Genomic DNA, 18,703 nt, shown 5'->3' on the forward strand with positions numbered 1-18,703 from the left:
CTAATCTATCCTGTAAGCACAAACTTAACAATCTACAAACAATGTATCCACTCGTCTTGTTGGAAGTCCCAAAATTCTCTTTATAAATTGAGCACTGCGCCTATGCCCTGTCAGTTCAAAAACCCCTATCTTTTCACTACTTTTTTCATATTTGCAAATAATACAGATTTTTAATTCATGCATACGCATATCATTTCCATATTTTTGATCAAAGTAAAAGTATGTCCAGTTATTCCAAGCCAATTCACTCATATCTTTTTTTTCTGAACACAACAATTCTTTTTGCTCATTATAAACATGAATCTCAACTGTCCCTAAAGCTTTTTTTTCTGAGCATCTTGCAAAACACATACCTATTCTATCTATAGTATCATTTGTGCATACCACATAGTAAACGCTCTTATTCTTAATAGGGCCAGCAAAGCTTAGCTGTTGACTATATATTGGTCTACTCTCACTCTTATTGTCATACAGATTATCATGATATTGAAGCAAGCGATTGGTCACACTCAAACCATAGTCCGATTCCTTTATATTTATAAAATCAAGTAATATGTTATCGGCTTTCTCGAAACTATATTCTTTTTTACAATACCGTAATGCATTTTGATATTTTTCCTTGCATATTTTCTGATCTCTATCAATTGCCGAGATAATATCTACTAATTGCTCTTCTTTGTCTAAAATATAACAGCAATCATTTATATCAGCAGTCTTATATGGTTCTATATTGTTTACCACAAGTACTGCTCCAATACATAACGCATTCCATAACGCATTAACTGTTTTATATTTTGAATTTAACCCTTCCTCGCCAAAATGAATTAATATATCTGGCTTATATTTAGCCACTTCATTAAGTAAAACCTGAATATCATCCGTCCTGTCAAAAAATTCTACACTTATATTGCCTGCATCTAATTGAATAAGCTCGTCGTCCGATGCACAAATAAGTCTAACTTCATTGTTTTTAGCGATCTCTTTAATATATTTATATATATGCTCAGCAAAATATTGCGCTCTGCTTTTACCACCTAAAAATGCAATTGTTTTCAATCTGTTGCTATTATTGTCTTCCTTAATTGCATCAGACAACACGCAAGGAAACATAACGATGCTTTCATTATTTACAAATTTATGTTCAATAAAATAGTCTCGCAAAGAATCAGTAGATACCAAAACTCCATCGAAAGTTTTTAACCATCCACTTCCCATTTGCTCAGAAAGTAGCTCAAATTCTGTATTCTCAGGAAATTGTGTATGCAATTCGCAAAAATTATCATCCGTATAATAGTAACATGGAATATTATAATTTTTGCATAATTCCAAGTAGTCTGTTCCGCCAAACATTGAAGACCTTATACATATTACAGCATCTGCCAGAAGCAACAGCCTTATATCCGGTTGCGTTCCCAAAAAGCAAAAAACAAATCTGTCCGAGTGAAATGAATAGTTTTCAAAGTTTAGCTCTACCGTAGCATTAAAAGCACCAATTATGGCTATTCTTTTTCTTTTGTAAATAATATGCGTATCTTGATCACAGGATGTAAGATTATATTTGTTACAATAATCAATTATTGCATTCTTTAAATCGAACCTATAATGATCCGATGCCATATTACTGCACCCAAAAATATCTACCTGCTCATAGTTCTCAGGTATAAAACTTATCTCCTTAGATTCACACTCTCTTTCAAAAAGATTATATATATTTCGGGCTGGAAATAAATCCATTTTCTTTTTCGATGCTGTATATTCATATCCACAAAAAATACTGGTCTCGTGGAATATGTAATACTTTTTTATTCTCTTCCACAAAGACCAATCATCATAACCAATATGCATGAGATGTGGATCAAATAATCCTACCCTTTGATCCATGAATATACTTTTTTTCACGAGAACACCACTTTGGGCAATTGGATTGACTATAGCCAAATTAATTGAATTCGTCCAATTTTTGGCTGTTCCCAGCTTTTTAAAACGTTTCTTATCGTTCCACTGACACCATTTTACCTCACTAAAGCACGCCTCAGCCTTCGTCTTTTCGATGAATTCCATCACATTTGTAATATAATCCAAATGCCACTCTATATTAGATGAACAGAAAGCAAGATACGTTCCCTTAACATGCAAAAAAGCTTCATATTTCATAATAGGAATATAACAAATGCTCTTTCCATGTCTGATGCATTTTACTCTGCTATCCTTTTTCAAAAACTCATCAATCACATCTTGGATTAGAACATTACATGAATCATCAACAATAATAACCTCTACTTTTTTGTGACTCTGCTCACATATCGAGTTCAAAGCATTTCTTAGCAATATAGCATCATCATCCATTAGTACTGGCAATATTACAGAAATATCAAAGGTCTCATTACTAGATTCTTTATCTTTTCCTTCTATCCACGAGGAATTACAAACTTTCAAAATCTCTTTCACTAACATATGCGCAACTCTCCATATTAGCTGACGGCCGCCTTCATATATTCATCTGTTATAGTCTTGGGATCTCCTGACATTACTATATTCCCGCTCTCCATCCAAATACACTTGTTACACATATCTATAGCTGATTGCATACTATGTGTTACCAAAACCATGATCTTGGACGTACTAATCATACTGTGTAATCTATCATTTGCTTTCTTAATAAACCCGGCATCACCAGCAGCTATAATCTCATCCAGAAGAAGAATATCTGGCTCTATAGACGTGGAAATCGAAAAAGCCAAGCGTACAAACATACCTGATGAATAATACTTGACCGGCATATTTAAAAAATTCCCCAGCTCCGAAAATTCAGCTATCTCCTCCATCTTTTCGTCAATTTGCTTCGGTGTCTGTCCTAACATCAGGCCTCTTAATCTAATATTATCCCATCCATTTTGCTCCATTTCAAAACCTGTCGCAAGCTCAAACATGCTTGAAATGTGTCCCTCAACATCTAATGTACCCTCTTTTGGAGGATAGATACCTGATATCACCTTTAAAAGTGTACTCTTTCCCGCACCATTATGTCCTATTATCGCAAGTCTATCTCCATCCTTCAACGATAGCGAAATGTTATTTAGTGCTCTTACCTTTCCATTTTCAAAAGTGCTAAATTTATTACTACCCGGCACCAGAATATCTTTGATACTTTTTTGATGCCAAACATTGAATTCAAGGCCAATATTTTTTAGTTCTATACTGCTCATCAGTCCACCTACTTATAATTTCATTGCTATACCATAATTATTCTTCATAGTTATTATTGCACTAATTAAGTAAGCCAATAATAAACATAAGAAAACACAGATAAATTCTACTATAAAATCCATGGTCAGAGTTGTTCCCAATGCAGGTGCCCTCACCACATTGATAAAATAGTAAAAAGGATTTATTCTATACACGATTGAAAATCCTTTATCATCCATCATTGACGTTGTATAAATAATAGGGGTAATATAAAAAAGCCCTTGTAAAACCAAGCTTTGCAACGGTTGAAAATCCCTAAAGCTTACCGTTATTGCACTTGATATATTGGCAAGAGTCATTCCCGCAATCAGAATAATCAACATTCCAGGAATAAACATCAACATTTGAATGCCAAAGCTAGAAGGACTTAAAACCAAATAAACCAAAAAAAATGCTGCCATACTATAAATAAGGTTCACAAAAGCAACCAAAACAACCCTTATTGGAAATATTTGTGGACTAACTTGCGTCTGTTTTAAATAACCTTCTGCATTAATATATGCGCCAGTTCCTCCATCAGCACTTGCACTCAAAAAAAGCCATGGATTTAACCCTGAAAAAAGAACTGGTATCAAAGTACTTGCATCCATCCCATATATTATTGAATAGATTCCTCCTATTATTATCGAAAGACCAAGTGGTGTTATAAGCTGCCATGCCACACCAAGTATTGAACGATTGTACTTCATATGCAAGTCTTGCTTAACTAAACTGCTTAATACATATCTGTCTTTATATATCCCACTAAAATAGCTCTTCAAATAATTCATCATTCACCTATTTCTACTATAACTTTTGTTATTCCTTGATCTTCACTTATTTCAACAAAGCCTGCACCATAAAATGATTTAAGGCTAGGAATGTTATCGGAGTAAATATTTGCATACAAGATTTTTAATCCAATTTCGTCTCTTGCCATCTTCTCTATAAGCTTAATAGCTTCTGCACCATAATGCTTACCTGCCGCAAGTTCCTTATCAACTATAATTCTTCCGACCTCTGCCTGCCCTTTTATTTCATCAATATCATAAATGCCGATTCCACCAATAAATTGGTCGGAATCGGTTTCATAAATACTAAACATGTATTGAGTTTCATCAGCAAGATACCTGGTATACCAGGCAGCTTGCTGATCACTAGTAATCTCTGTTCCGGAAAAGAAAAATCCAATATTGTCCTTGCGATTCCTAAGAACTCTATACTTCTCACTGTCTTCTGGTGACATTGGTCTTATACAGATTTTTTCATTTTCTAAACAATAAGTATGTTTCATTTAATATACCTTAGTTCTTCTCAACAAATTCGATTACTTTATCGCAAATGTACTGAACGTCCTCATATGTAAGGTACAGATTCATAGGAAGAGTCAATGTATGATCACTTACATATTCAGCATAAGGGCATGTTCCCTTAGCATAAGAATACATCCTATAATTAGTATTATCTGCATAATGAACACCAGGGAATATTTCAGCTGCATTTAAGTGAAGCATCAATTCATCCCTGTTCTCAACCAGAATCTGGAATAAGTGGCAAGATGACTCGCAGCCTTCTTCTATTCTGACAAACTTAATCTTATCTGAATACTTGGACAATCTCTCCTTATACCAGTTAACAAGCTGACGTCTGTATGCATTGTCTCTGTCAAGGTACTTGAGCTGCACCTTACCAATTGATGCCATGATTGAGTTGCCATGTGCCTTGTCACCAACATACTCAACATCATATTTCCACTTATAGTTACCCATGTTGGTTGTTCTTGCATAGGTGTCCTTGTTGATTCCAAGCCATGCTTTCTTGCGAACTATCTCATCATAGTTGCCGTTCTTGAAGCAGATCATACCACTATCACCTGTAGGAAGATTCTTAACTGCCTGGAATGAATAAATAACAACATCTGCCTCTGATCCGGGAATCTCACCATTTACCCTTGTTCCTGCCATATGTGCAGCATCAAGAATAAGTTTAAGATTGTGCTCTTTACATATCTTAACTATCTCACTGTAATTACCGGTATTTCCACCAAGTCCAACATACATAATAGCCTTTGTCTTATCTGTAATTCTCTCTCTTACGGACTTAGGATCAAGACACATTGTGTCATCAATGTCAGCAAATACAGCCTTCATATTAGACTTAAGAATTGCGTGATTTGTTGAAACAAATGTCAGAGGTGTTGTAATGATTTCATCATCATCCTGCCAACCATTTTCTTCCTTCAATATTTCAACAGAAAGGTATAAACCAATTGTTGATGAATTCAAATAATGTGCAAAAGGAAGTCCCGTATATTCCTTCCATGCATCCTCAAACTGAACTGTCTTAAATCCAAGACCTGTCCAACCCACTTCCAAGCATTCTCTAATCTCAGCGAGACATTCATCTACCTCATACTTTGCTTTAAATAACTGTATAGCCATCACTTTATCCTCCTTAATATCTTGAAGCTATATATACACGCCAACTATATTTTAATTGGTGTAATAAAACATTTACATGATATCTAACCTTGACATCTGGCGCATGATAACTACCAATTTCAGGTATATCCCCTGCCAGCTTGTCTATAACATCTTTAAGCTTGAAATTTTGCCTAAGATCATCTTGTGAATTAAGTATTATATTTCTACGATCATCTTCATTTTGTAGAAGCTTTAATATAGATTCAGCCCATGAATCCGGTGTGTTCTTAACAATGATTCCATTCTCATCATTATGGACTACCAGGCGGTATGGAATAACATCTGAATAAATACCGGCTATTCCCATACGTGAATATTCTAAGTATTTATTATAATATTTGCAATTACCGAATTCATCATCCTTGATTACAGCCAGCCCTATATGACATCCCTTGGATTGAATTATATCCCGATACTCGTTCATGTCTGTAGTCCAAGGTATGTACTCTTTATCAAACTTGCATCCGGACAATGTCCCCTCATCAAATCCCATAAATACAGCAGAGAACTCTTTATAATTGTCATACACCTTATTGAGTGCAGGCACTATTAGATTCTGTATCGTGTCTCTATGAGACGGCGAACCTGCATATAGTATAACATACTTATCAAGCACATCAGAAATATCACCTATTTTATCAATAGGATCAAATACTTTTCCTTCCACAAAGGCTATATTAGGAGCCAGTTCCTTATATTTATCATATATATGTGGATTTGATGCCCAAAGTATATCACAGTTTGACAAACATTTTAACAAAGCATCTCCATATACGGTTCCCTTATATATACCATATAAGTCATCATCCAGGTATAAAATAGTCTTTCTTCCTGCTTTATGGGCTGCTTCAGCAATCTTTCCCATATAAAGATCTGCGCCTCTGCAAAAAACGATAATATCTGATTCCTTTATATCCTTAGCAAATACCATCGTACTCTCTTTAGCTACAAATGAGGCATTTTTATATATTGAAGCTTTTTGCAAAATCTTACTTATTAATTCTGTTGTTGTAGTATACCCTGCATACACTAACAGGATTTTACTACTTGCATCGCTTATATTCTTTTGGCTATTATCATATTCATACTTTTCTACAAATGCTGTCACATATTTTCTAAGATTATTTATAAATATAGAAGGTTTATACTTCACTGTTCTTGCAGTAACTTGTTTCACAAATAGTTCGGGAATCTTTTCTTTTACAGTACTTATCATTTGACTGGTTGAAAATCTTTCCTTACATATCTTCTGCGCGGTTTCGGCGATTTTTAGACAGTTCTGTGGATTATTTATCGCATATTCAATCTTCTGAGCCCACGATTCCACAGTATTTTCCGCTAAGAGCCCGTTCTCATCGTCGACCACAATCATTTTATATGGATAATCATCCGAATAAATGCCTGCTATTCCATACCTACTATATTCAATAAATTTATTTATATATTTACATCGATGAAAATCATCCGCCAAAATAGGAGCAACACCTATATCAACTTGTTTACTCCTAATTAACTTGTTAAATTCATCAAAGTCCCTTATCCATGGTATAAATTCCGTCTTTGCATCACATTTAATCAATGCCCCGGGATCAAGCCCAACGCACACAAATGAAATATTGTACCTTTTATAATGCAACTCATTGATTGCAGGAATTATAAATTCATTTATGTATCCTGCATGGTCACCACTTCCTGCAAAAAGAATCTTGAAGTCCCCATCATTTAGCCTGGGCTGAACCATATCTGCAATGTCATAGGCGACGTCCGCAATCTCACATCTTCCATTTGTGACGTATTGCTTATACTTATCAAGCAGGACCGGATTGGAGCCCCATAAAACATCACACAAATCCAAACTCTTTATCAAATACTCACAATTTTTGTTATACAGAATACCTGACAAAAATTTCCTCAGTCGATTAGGGAATATATTAGGAAGATTTAAAAGATCATCATCAAGATACATAATTATCTTCTTCCCTGCTTTCTTTCCCGCCTCAACCACTCTGAATGCGCCAACCTCAAAGGGTCTTATTGTCAGTATCGCATCTGCCCATTCTATATCATCTTTTTTGGTATCAACTACTGCAATTTCCCTGATATCAATATCAAATTCAGTCGCAGCTTTACTCATCAAGTAACATATCAATGAAACCGTCGGTATACGCGATGAGTAAGATATCAGCACATTACTCATTATTCTGAAATCTTTCTTCTAAAAAATAGACAAAACTCTTTGTACTTTATCACTTTTCAATGTCATAATCAACCTGTTACACAGATAACACCCATATATAATTCAGGTTTGTAATTTATTACTCGTTTCGGAAGGTATAATATCCCTAATAACATATTGCGGAGCAGCATTAATTGAGATGTAAATTCTTCCAATATATTCTCCCATCATCCCCAGAACCAGAAGTAGCATCCCTCCAATGATTAAAAAGATACCCATCATACTACTCCAGCCTAACGGGACACCTGGGTTAATAAACCAATTAATTATCACATATATTAGTGTTGCAAAACCGCAAACTGCTACCATCATTCCCAAAAAAATTGCAATTCGTAATGGTTTTATAGAAAATGCTGTAAATCCATTAAACCATAACGAAAGCAATTTATGTAATGAATATCCTGAAGACCCAATAGTCCTAGCCCGATGATGAACTGGCACATTACAAATATTTTTTGTGGATCTAAGAACAAGGCCAATTATATATGGATATGATGCCTCATATCGAATCATCTCATCAACAACAAATCGTCTTACAGCAAAATAGCTGGAAATATATAGTTCTCTAGGTTTCCCCAGCATTATCTCTGTCATTTTCTCATTGGCAAGACTTCCAATATTCCGAAATTTAGAATGCTGTTTATTATCATAAGATGCATAGACCGCATCATATCCATCATCCAGTTTTTTCAGCAGTTTCCCCACCTCATTAGCAGGTGTTTGACCATCATCATCAAGGCATACCACATAATCACCTGACGATTTACGCAGCCCTGCCATTAACGCAGCATGTTGTCCAAAATTTCTAGCTAGTGAAATTCCCATAACATTATCATGTTCCTTAGCTATTTCAATAATTGTCTCGTATGTATTATCCGGCGAACAATCATTAACCAAAATAACCTCAAAAATATAAGACTCAAGAGTCCCCATTGTTGCATATATTTCATCTACCACGCTTCTTATCGTTTTTTCAGATCTATAGCATGGGATAACAAAGCTTACTTTCTTCATATACCTAAACTACTTTCTATAAAACTCATATACGGCAGTAACAACCTTATTTCTGTCAATCTCTGACAATCCATAATACATAGGAAGTCTTACTAGTCTATCGCTCTCTTCGGTTGTATATTCATCCTCCCCATGAAATCTCCCAAATTTATATCCGGCAGGAGCCGAATGAAGCGGAATATAATGAAATACTGCGAGTATTTCATTTTCTTTAAGATATGAAATCAATGCAGTCCTCTCTTGAAGCCCCTTACATTTCAGATAATACATATGTGCATTATGAACACATTTTTCTGGTATTATTGGCAATTCCACCAAACCTTCTTTTTTTAATTCCTGCAATGCATTATTATAGTAATTCCAACTTTCCAGACGATTATTATTTATTTCATCTGCGTGTTCAAGCTGTGCCCAAAGATAAGCAGCATTTAATTCACTTGGCAAATAGCTATCCCCAAAGTCAACCCAAGTATATTTATCAACTTGCCCCCTAAAAAATCTCGATCGATTAGTTCCTTTTTCTCTAAGAATCTCAGCCTTTTCTTCATACGCTTTGTTGTTTATAACGATAGCTCCGCCTTCTCCCATAGAATAATTCTTCGTCTCATGAAAAGAATAGCACCCAAAATCGCCAATAGTGCCAAGATACTTGCCCTTATATGTGCTCATTACCCCTTGTGCAGCATCCTCTATTACCATCAGTCCATAGCGTTTTGCTATATTCATAATAGTATCCATCTCACAAGAGACTCCGGCATAGTGAACAACGCATATAGCTTTTGTTCTATTTGTTATCGCATCTTCTATCTTTTTTTCATCTATATTCATTGTATCTGGCCGAACATCTACAAATACTGGTTTTCCCCCACATAATACAACCGCATTAGCCGTACTTGAAAACGTATAGCTAGGCATTACCACCTCATCTCCAGGTTGTAAATCGCACAGCTCAAATGCCATATCTAAAGCCGTAGACCCACTTGTAGTCAATAATACCTTATTTGCATTGAATCTTCTCTCGAACCACGTGTTGCACAATTTTGTATATGGACCATCTCCACATATTTTGTGATTTCTAATTACATCTTTTATATATTTTATTTCATCACCCACACAGGGTGGTACGTTAAACTGAATCATCATACCTCTTTAACAAATCTTATCTGATATACATCCAAAGTGAAATAGTATGGCAGATAAATACCCCTACTGTAAGAAATCCGATATAATTCTCTTCAATAAGCAATATTCTCCGCTCCTTATCATAAATTAAACTTCCAAAGCCATATGCAAATGCCCAAAATACATAAAATACATATAGAATCATTCCTTGTCGCCATTCAATTTTTCCAACAAGCTCTGGCAGAATTGGTCCAAATAGTATTATCCCCCATAAAGTCAGATCTTCTTTACTAAAAAAAATTCTTCTGACTTTTTTATTTAATAGCATAAAAATTGTTGTAACAAGAAAAATATAGTTTATTGTACTAAATAGATAATACTTTGTCGTTGGTGTCCATATTTCATTAGGAAGAGTAATATTTGTTTTAATATCTACCAAAATAAATAATTTTTTAGCAACTGAAGCCAAACCATCCAAAGGTCGCTTCGAATAGCAGTCCATACTCTGTGCCATTGTGATTTCTTTGCTTTTTTTATATCCAGCATATTGTTTTATATAAGCTGTACTTTTATCATATATTATTTCCGGATATCCCGAAACATATCCACGAAGAGGAATATCTGCATTCTGCTCTAGTAGTGTCGTAGTTTTCGTTTCAAATGCTCCATCTGTATCATAAGCAAATAAACCCGGATGCCCTTTGATATTATTAATACATACCTGTGGCAGGCAAAAAACAAAAAAGAAAAATCCCATGACAACTATTGCAGAAACCCATCTTTTAATAGACAGAATGCCATCTTTTAGTATGCTTAATCTGCTGTTCTTACATAACACAAGAAGACTATGAACAAAAAAGAAGATCAATATTATCATCACGCCTATCATGTAGCTTGTTCTTGCTGCCAGGCACAAAGAAAAGAACATTCCAGATAGTGCTGCATATAAATATCTTCCAGTCTCTTGCATCAAAAAAAGAAAAAGGATTGCTGCTAAATAATACACACAACCACACATATCACTTCCCATATCACATAGATAATTAGTGAAAAGGAAGTAGAAACAAATGATTCCTGTGAATACCTGAAAAAGACCCGGTTTTCTCCCATTAACAATTTCATACATTCTAGGAAGAACATAACCTGTGCCAAAAGCGCATACAAAAGCCATTATTACAAAATATATACCTATAGCGCTAATGGATGTTCTATAAGAGATATAATTTGCAATGAAATGCGGAATAAATATGCCATAACCACGAAAAGTTGGCAAATCTTTACATAATAGCTCTACCTCTTCCTTTGTAATATCGGGTCTTGCAAGAACTTGACCAACAGTCCAATATCCACCACCATCTCCAGTTCCTGGATAATTGGGAATCCCAATCGTTTTCCACCATATACACAAAAATACTGTCATGCTTATAGTAAGCGCGAATACAAGATGCGGATATTTGTAATGTGGCTCTTTATTCTCTGAACATACAAATTTGTTGCATATTATTACACTTAAACTCAAAAAAACAAAAATAAGTATTGCGAATCCTAAATATGTAATTGCATGAAAAAAAACACCATTATAGTTATCAGCAAATGGTGTAATCTGCAAAATAGAACTCTTTTCCGTATATGGATCATATTCTGAAATTATGCCTTCTTCTAACTCAAGATCAAACCTTCCCGAATTTCTCTGACATATTATCCCTAAACCACCAGATGGAGATGTACTAATGGGAATCTTAAGCGAACTACCAGATGCATTGCTGTATATTACATTATGCGAATATCCCCATTTTTCTGCACTACGATACTCCCATTCACCAGATTTCTCCATCTTCTTAAATGTCGGCTTTGAAATATCTTTACCATCAATCTGATATATCCATATCTCATTTCCCAAGTGATCCTCATTCTTTTCTTTTAATGTGAGCTTTACTGTAGTCTTGGAAAAAAAACTATCTACAAATGGATTTATTTTTGAAAAGAAGCAAAAACTCAGTAAAAAAGAAAATATAAATAACCAAATAATATTTTGTAAATAATATCTCTGAATCTGTCCCCCAAAATTATTGTTCATTTCCTTAGTTTCCTATCTATGTTAGTATGAAAGTTCACTTCTAGTTCCTTCATATACAAATGCCGTTATAATTTGTTGCAATGTATACTACATAATATTTCTGATAATTTTCGTTTGTTAGGTTCTTCATCAGTCCTCATTAGTAAAGAACCTTTTTATGGTCTGTCTGATACCTTCTTTGATGGAACCATCGGCCAGCTCCCATGGCCTCAACATTCTTGAAGTTCTCAAGATTACCTGCATAGATAAGTACGTCCACATTGATTATACGAATATCATTGTCATACTTCCTAACCATGTAGTGTATGTAGTTTGAGCCAATGAATCCGGCACCTCATGTCACTAAATTTGTACGCATCAACTTTTCTCTTCATATTATGTAATCTCAATTCTTACACCAGAAAACAATAGTCCTTTTTTGCAATATGGTCAACTGCAAGCTCCTCTCATTACATCAAATTGTCTATTTAGGCCTCCATGGGTTGGGACATATGAGTGTTGTTTTTTCTATCTCCGGAAGCACATCATATATAGAACACCCCATTTTATCTTCAAAGTACTCTTTTATTTCAAAGGTTTTCTCCCATCCACCGATATAAGTTTCAACTATTCCATACCGCCTGACAACGTCGACAAAACGCTTTTCCAGGATTACAAATCCATAGTCTGTAGCGAGGGCATCACACAGCTGAATCAGTCTGTCGTAATCATCCATTTTATGAGAATCAAGGTATTCTTTTATAGCTTTTTCCTCATCGCTTTCTATGCTTTGTCCGAGAGATGCACTTCCATGGATATATGAATGTGTCATACAGATTTGAGCTACTTCATCCCATTCTTTTTGAATGCAGTACTTATAGCCCTCATATACATGCCTTGTTATCCCCACAATCCCAACTCGACGGCCTATATCATGTAATAATACGATAACATATGCCTTTTCCGGATTCATCCCTTGAACTTTTTCAGCTATATTCCTTGCTGCTATTCCTGTGTTTTTAGAATGAAGGATCCATGGTCCTGGGTTCAACTCGCTGGCGATATTAAGTTCATTTGTTGCTATATCTATACTTGGATACATCTTACTTGAATATTGAATACAATTATAGTCCTTCTGCAACCTCAACTAGATACTTACCATAATCTGTTTTCATAAGAGGCTCGGCAAGCTTAAGGAGCTGCTCCTTATCGATAAAGCCTCTCTTATACGCAATCTCCTCAATGCAGGACACATATAGTCCCTGTCTCTTCTGGAATGCACATACGAAGTCCGCTGCATCAAGAAGTGAATCGTGATTACCGGTATCAAGCCATGCAAAGCCTCGACCCATGGTCTCAACGCGAAGAGTCCCTCTTCTGAGGTACTCGTTGTTAACGCTGGTGATTTCAATCTCACCTCTGGCTGAAGGCTTAACATTTTTTGCTATATCTATTACATCGTTATCATAGAAGTAAAGGCCCGGAACCGCGTAGTTGCTCTTGGGATGCTCCGGCTTCTCCTCAATTGAGAGGGCCTTGCCGTTTTCATCAAACTCTACAACGCCGTATTCTCTGGGATCGCGCACATAATATCCGAAGATTGTTGCTCCCTTATCTCTGGATGCCACCTCTCTGAGTAACTTTGAGAAGCTCTGGCCATAGAAGATGTTATCGCCAAGAACCAGGGCTACAGAATCTTTCCCTATGAAGTCCTCGCCTATTATGAAGGCATCTGCAAGCCCTCTGGGCTCTTCCTGTACAGCATATGAGAACGACATTCCAAGCTGCTCGCCGGTCCCAAACAGATCTTCAAATATGGGAAGGTCTCTGGGGGTAGAGATTATCAGAACTTCCCTGATTCCTGCCAACATAAGTGTCGACAGCGGGTAGTAGATCATCGGCTTGTCATATACAGGCATGATCTGCTTTGAGATTGCTCTTGTTAACGGATAAAGTCTTGTGCCGGAACCTCCGGCGAGGATGATACCTTTCATTTGTATTGTTCTCCTATGATTGACAATTGTTTTGTGTTCCTATTTTATCTTCGAATTATAAAGCACTGTTTGATTTTCCCCTATCAAACAGTGCTTTTCTTACCTCAAACAATTTATCATATTTGGGTAGGATTTTCTAGTGTGCGTAGTCTTACTCATTTTCCCTTTTAGAAAACGCTATTCGTTTCATTTCTTTTGCATAATTAATCATGTTTTTATTTGTATTCTTCATATCTTCTAGCAACATCTCATATTCAGGAAATTTTTTCTGTATTTCTTGAGGAGTCTTATTTTTATTTTGATCTTTTTTCACCTCAATATTATACCATGATCTATATTTTGCCTGCCATTTGGTAAGATGAGGTCTAAGCCCTTCATTCAATACCCTCGTTGTAATAGCAATCAGTTCAGAAGCGTCATCAAGGCATCCACCTGGAACAGATTTTAGTAATTCGCGTATAGCAGAAAACGTATCATACCATGAATTATACACTTCTACTATCACATCATCTTCTTCAAGTGGAACTGCTATCTTTCTTGTTGTTAACTCTACCCACAATTTGTATGCAATCTCTTGTATTTCATGGCTACACCTAACCTTACACTTGAAATTGCTAAATCCGAATTCCACTCCATCGATTATTATAGTACGAGCTATCCTTTTCCTTATAAACTTTCTGTATATGTAGACTAATACCCAGATTGTAAGCAATAAAACAATCATTGCCAGCCAATTAATACGTATATATATTTCGAACCACTTTTCCATACCTACACTGACAAAATTTAATCCACCACTTATCACGGTCGTTTGTGTTGATGTAGATGCTAGTGTATTCATTCGTTTTCTCCTAAATTCCTCTTCATCTGAATTCGGCTGTTATCTATCATTTCTTTGTGATCTATTCTATTCTCAAAGGTTTCTGTGATTATTGACAAATAATTTTGCTTGAAATCTTCCCAAGTATAAATGCCTGCATATCCTGATTTCACATTATCTGCTAATCTTGCCGGTAAATCATTATATTTATATTTGTTTTCATATAATAAAGGAAATTCCGGGAGCAACACTCCTATAAGACCTGCACTACCATTTACACTTGCCCTTAATCCCGCGTATATCTCCCAGTCAACATGCTTTCTCTTTCGAGTATTTGGTCCAACTAAAACCACAATAACAGATGAATCGCTAATTTTATCTTCACGTATCAGTCTTTTTATATATTCGTCACTGATATCCGTATTGTATTCGCCATCTTTTACGGATTTGTTGATGATGTCACCGCTAAGATATTTATCAATGTAATTTTTATACCACTGATCATCATGGTGATAAAAACTGAAAAAGACCTTGTGTTTTTCTTTCTGATAGTAGTACACAACAATTCCTCCTAGTGCAAATACTGTTTTAATCCTTGTTTACTTGAATTATGCATCATCGATTCAGATATTATATGAAATGGATTTAGTTTATCAACATATCCTACAAAATCAGTTGATGTCATAAGCACTTGTTCCGTTTTCAAGAAAGATGGTAAATCGGAAATATTTTTGAGTTTTAGTGATGCAATACTCTTCTTGTTTTCTGAAGCCACACCTATTTCGTAAGGCACCCACCAAGATAAGTGCGTTTTATCAGAAATCACACACAAAATGTGGGTTGATGTCCTCAAACCGCGCTTTATCGATTCTACAATTTTCTTATCATTTTCAGTGCTCACAGCCTCCTTTAACTCAGTATCATATAAGTCCAAGTATATATCAACGTTTGCATGTTCCATGATGTAATCCCCAATATATTTGGCTGCAGCTTCATCTTCTTTCTTATGAGATATAAACACACATTTTTCATTAGAACGTGTTACTCCTTCGAATACAAAATTTTCCTTTATAAGTGCTCTATTTGATGCCATTTGTCTCCTCCGTTCACTTTAAATTTATTACGTCGTTCTCATTACAAAATCTTTTCCCTCGGATATTCCCATCAAACATTCATTGAATACCCTGATAACCAGATACTATCTTTTTTGATAGATTTCAATAATCAACAATAGCCAAGTCTTTATCCTACATGCTTCTTCTGCTATGCATCGCGTGTCTTAATACTTCTGTTCGTATCTCTTATTTCCGTAATTTAAAATCATATTCGCTATTTCATCTGCAATCTCTTCCACTGTTGTCTTGCTTGTATCTCTTGCAACTTTATCCGCCAATGAGGGGCTATAGTATTGAACTTCTTCGATTGATACATTATGCCATATCGGTAGTATGATCTGTTTTCCTGATATTGCATTTGTTACCAAGCCATCTAATTCATAATTCGTCCACCCCTTCTTTATAAATGAGGGCGAAATAACAACTGTGCCAAACCTGCTCTTTGATAGCCCTTGGTCAATCTTGCGTCTGAGACTATCCCCAATTTTCATTTCAAATTCGTCGTACCAAACTGATACGCCTTTATTTACTAATTCATGTGCTAAGGGTCTTACTATATCATTTTTGTCTTCTGATGCATGAGAAATAAAAACGTCATATTCCTTATTAGTATTTGCATCTTCAACAAATAAATTTGGTTCTTTATACAATGGCACCATCTGCTTTGCAGGTGGCAACGCTCCCGGAAGCACACTGACACTGTGTTTTAAACTTCCAGGATACCCACCCAAATCTATAGTAAGATACCAGTGCCCCGAATTTGGTACTGGCAATATAAAGGGAGTACTTTTAACATATCCCCCATAATATCTATGATTCCTTCCTCTCCTATAATTATTATAGTTCTGAGGATTCATCATCTTCACATTTGCCGCTTTCGATAATTGCACTTCAACAACTTGTCCCTTTTTCAGATTTCCAAGATCATAATATGAATAATTCATACGCTCTCCTCCTCGTATTATTTATGTAGTCATTATACAATAGCGACATTAGACATTCAAATAATTAAGTAAATTTATTTACTCACATACAATTTAACTTCATATTTTTACTTTTGACAGATTTATGCCATTTGATATAATTCCCTATAGGAGGACATGACATGCCACGAGTAACTATTACACCAGAATTGTCAGATACAATTAAGAATTTACGGACAAAAAACAAGATACAGGCTAAATTATTGGCTGCGCACATAGAAAAAAGTCCTGCATATATTTCAAAATTAGAAAATCACGAAATACAGACAGTAGACGCTGATGAATTACCCGAAATTTTTCAGTTCATCACAAAAGAAAGTAGCGAAGCCAAATCAGCAGAACAAGTATATGATTCATTAGAGCGCCATTACACAAAAGAAGAAATTGAAAACCAGCTTTGGTTCACTAACTTTGATACTGTCATTCGTAAAATTCCTATCCCCGAGCAATTAGTTGATGATATTAATAGCATTCTGGAATCTGAAAACATTTCAATATCCTACTTAACACAGAGAATCAATTCCAATGAAGCTCTTCCTGACGATGATATAAACGATGAATCAATAGAGTATAATCAGTGGTACATCAAAGATAATAATGCCAGCAGAAGCAGGATTAAAATTCAGATTTCCGAAGACCAGGTTAATCGTATTCTTAACAAATCAGAAGATGTTTCTTCATATATATTTGTATTTTGTATTCTTTTTTATGCGCTTAAAATCAAGCATTATAAAGATACAGTTAAGATTGATGATGACACCTATCAAGAACTATCTAAAGAAACAACTTCTAAACTTAATTCATATAAGTTTTTTTCGATTTCTGCCAAAAATATCCTTTATAACCAAGAGAAGGATAATCCCAACAAAGATATCGAAAAACTATTAAACAACTTCGACAAAGAAAACAATGGTTATATTATAGAAATTCTTTCAAAAATCATTCTTGCCTCTGAATATAATATAAAAAACACAAATACTCAGTTATCAGCATTTACTCAAAATTTGAATTGGGATTTGGGTTTTATGCTACGTTTATTAAGTATGGATTTCTCTACACTCACTAATACAAGTGTAAGTAATAAGAAAGAACTCCTAAACGATATAGAGAAGCTCATTAAGAAATATCAAGAACTACCTTCAAAACTTAATTTAATCGAAGATTACTAATGCCTTATCATTTCAATACCGGAATCAGCCATAAGCTGATTCCGATTTTTTATAGCAGCTAACACGAATATGAAGCCTTCGCTCCCAAAAGTAGCGGAACAACCAGGCACAGTGCTTTTTTCAAAGTAAAGATGTAATGCGTCGAATTAATCCTCTCACCTACTGAAGGTTTACTGCGGATTAATTTCTCGTTCTCCTATATATTGTCTATCTGAACGTGCTGTTTTTTACCGCACGTTTTTTTCGTGTCTATATTGACTGACTATCCCCTTCGGATCTATATTCATACAGTTGCATAAAAAATGAGGAAAGACAGCCCCTACCACAGTTCGTCCTTCCTCATTCACACCCTTAAGAGCTGCACACAGGTCCTGCGCAGGGTCAATGCCCTAATTATGGTTGCCTGTTCATAAGCAGTCATCTTAAGCCCCCTTTCATACCTGTCCAGAAAGGATCAGGGGAATAATGAAAGGAGATACGTCTGTA

The 18,703-nt window shown here is 35.3% G+C and carries 16 protein-coding genes and 1 pseudogene; 1 reads left to right on the forward strand and 16 read right to left on the reverse strand.

Annotation, left to right across the window (positions count from 1 at the left end):
• Nucleotides 1–24 precede the first annotated feature (24 nt).
• From BLR42_RS16920 to BLR42_RS16995, 16 genes and pseudogenes are all read right to left on the reverse strand, one after another.
• A complete protein-coding gene (locus BLR42_RS16920) occupies nt 25–2,454 on the reverse strand; it encodes a glycosyltransferase (RefSeq protein ID WP_091871615.1) in 2,430 nt (809 codons plus the stop codon).
• A gap of 17 nt (nt 2,455–2,471) precedes the next feature.
• Nucleotides 2,472–3,206 carry an ABC transporter ATP-binding protein gene (locus BLR42_RS16925; protein WP_091871617.1) on the reverse strand — a complete coding sequence of 245 codons (735 nt, stop codon included), beginning with the start codon at nt 3,204–3,206 and terminating at the stop codon, nt 2,472–2,474.
• Between the two features lie 12 nt (nt 3,207–3,218).
• Nucleotides 3,219–4,019 (reverse strand): ABC transporter permease, encoded by an 801-nt coding sequence (locus tag BLR42_RS16930; RefSeq protein ID WP_242879398.1) that lies wholly within the window; start codon nt 4,017–4,019, stop codon nt 3,219–3,221.
• Entirely contained in the window at nt 4,016–4,519 is a 504-nt protein-coding gene (locus BLR42_RS16935) for a GNAT family N-acetyltransferase (protein ID WP_091871619.1), read from the reverse strand. The genes BLR42_RS16930 and BLR42_RS16935 overlap by 4 nt, the downstream gene beginning before the upstream one ends.
• A 10-nt stretch (nt 4,520–4,529) precedes the next feature.
• Entirely contained in the window at nt 4,530–5,666 is a 1,137-nt protein-coding gene (locus BLR42_RS16940; protein WP_091871621.1) for a DegT/DnrJ/EryC1/StrS family aminotransferase, read from the reverse strand.
• Nucleotides 5,667–5,679: 13 nt separating this feature from the next.
• Nucleotides 5,680–7,842: a glycosyltransferase family protein gene (locus BLR42_RS16945; protein ID WP_091871623.1), complete on the reverse strand. Its 2,163-nt coding sequence runs from the start codon at nt 7,840–7,842 to the stop codon at nt 5,680–5,682.
• A 165-nt stretch (nt 7,843–8,007) separates the two neighbouring features.
• Nucleotides 8,008–8,958 (reverse strand): glycosyltransferase family 2 protein, encoded by a 951-nt coding sequence (locus BLR42_RS16950; protein ID WP_091871625.1) that lies wholly within the window; start codon nt 8,956–8,958, stop codon nt 8,008–8,010.
• Between the two features lie 9 nt (nt 8,959–8,967).
• Nucleotides 8,968–10,098 carry a dTDP-4-amino-4,6-dideoxygalactose transaminase gene (rffA, locus tag BLR42_RS16955; RefSeq protein ID WP_091871627.1) on the reverse strand — a complete coding sequence of 377 codons (1,131 nt, stop codon included), beginning with the start codon at nt 10,096–10,098 and terminating at the stop codon, nt 8,968–8,970.
• A gap of 19 nt (nt 10,099–10,117) precedes the next feature.
• A complete protein-coding gene (locus BLR42_RS16960) occupies nt 10,118–12,157 on the reverse strand; it encodes a hypothetical protein (RefSeq protein ID WP_091871629.1) in 2,040 nt (679 codons plus the stop codon).
• A gap of 208 nt (nt 12,158–12,365) precedes the next feature.
• Nucleotides 12,366–12,479, reverse strand: a pseudogene (locus BLR42_RS24120) (dTDP-glucose 4,6-dehydratase); the annotation flags it as partial.
• Nucleotides 12,480–12,620: 141 nt separating this feature from the next.
• Nucleotides 12,621–13,277 carry an HD domain-containing protein gene (locus BLR42_RS16970; protein WP_330387383.1) on the reverse strand — a complete coding sequence of 219 codons (657 nt, stop codon included), beginning with the start codon at nt 13,275–13,277 and terminating at the stop codon, nt 12,621–12,623.
• Entirely contained in the window at nt 13,261–14,130 is an 870-nt protein-coding gene (gene rfbA / locus BLR42_RS16975) for a glucose-1-phosphate thymidylyltransferase RfbA (protein WP_091871634.1), read from the reverse strand. Before rfbA ends, BLR42_RS16970 begins: the two co-directional genes overlap by 17 nt.
• A 151-nt stretch (nt 14,131–14,281) precedes the next feature.
• Nucleotides 14,282–14,971: a hypothetical protein gene (locus tag BLR42_RS16980; RefSeq protein WP_091871638.1), complete on the reverse strand. Its 690-nt coding sequence runs from the start codon at nt 14,969–14,971 to the stop codon at nt 14,282–14,284.
• Complete coding sequence (locus BLR42_RS16985) at nt 14,968–15,510, reverse strand: TIR domain-containing protein (RefSeq protein WP_091871639.1); 543 nt, start codon at nt 15,508–15,510, stop codon at nt 14,968–14,970. Before BLR42_RS16985 ends, BLR42_RS16980 begins: the two co-directional genes overlap by 4 nt.
• 11 nt (nt 15,511–15,521) lie before the next feature.
• Complete coding sequence (locus tag BLR42_RS16990; RefSeq protein WP_091871640.1) at nt 15,522–16,043, reverse strand: toll/interleukin-1 receptor domain-containing protein; 522 nt, start codon at nt 16,041–16,043, stop codon at nt 15,522–15,524.
• 186 nt (nt 16,044–16,229) lie between these two features.
• Nucleotides 16,230–17,009: a DUF1883 domain-containing protein gene (locus tag BLR42_RS16995; protein WP_091871644.1), complete on the reverse strand. Its 780-nt coding sequence runs from the start codon at nt 17,007–17,009 to the stop codon at nt 16,230–16,232.
• Nucleotides 17,010–17,170: 161 nt separating this feature from the next.
• Here BLR42_RS16995 and BLR42_RS17000 point away from each other — a divergent pair, with 161 nt between their 5' ends.
• Nucleotides 17,171–18,217: a hypothetical protein gene (locus BLR42_RS17000; RefSeq protein WP_091871650.1), complete on the forward strand. Its 1,047-nt coding sequence runs from the start codon at nt 17,171–17,173 to the stop codon at nt 18,215–18,217.
• The last annotated feature ends 486 nt before the right edge of the window (nt 18,218–18,703 follow it).

The organism is Butyrivibrio sp. INlla16 (assembly GCF_900104155.1).
Classification (GTDB): Bacteria; Bacillota; Clostridia; order Lachnospirales; family Lachnospiraceae; genus Butyrivibrio.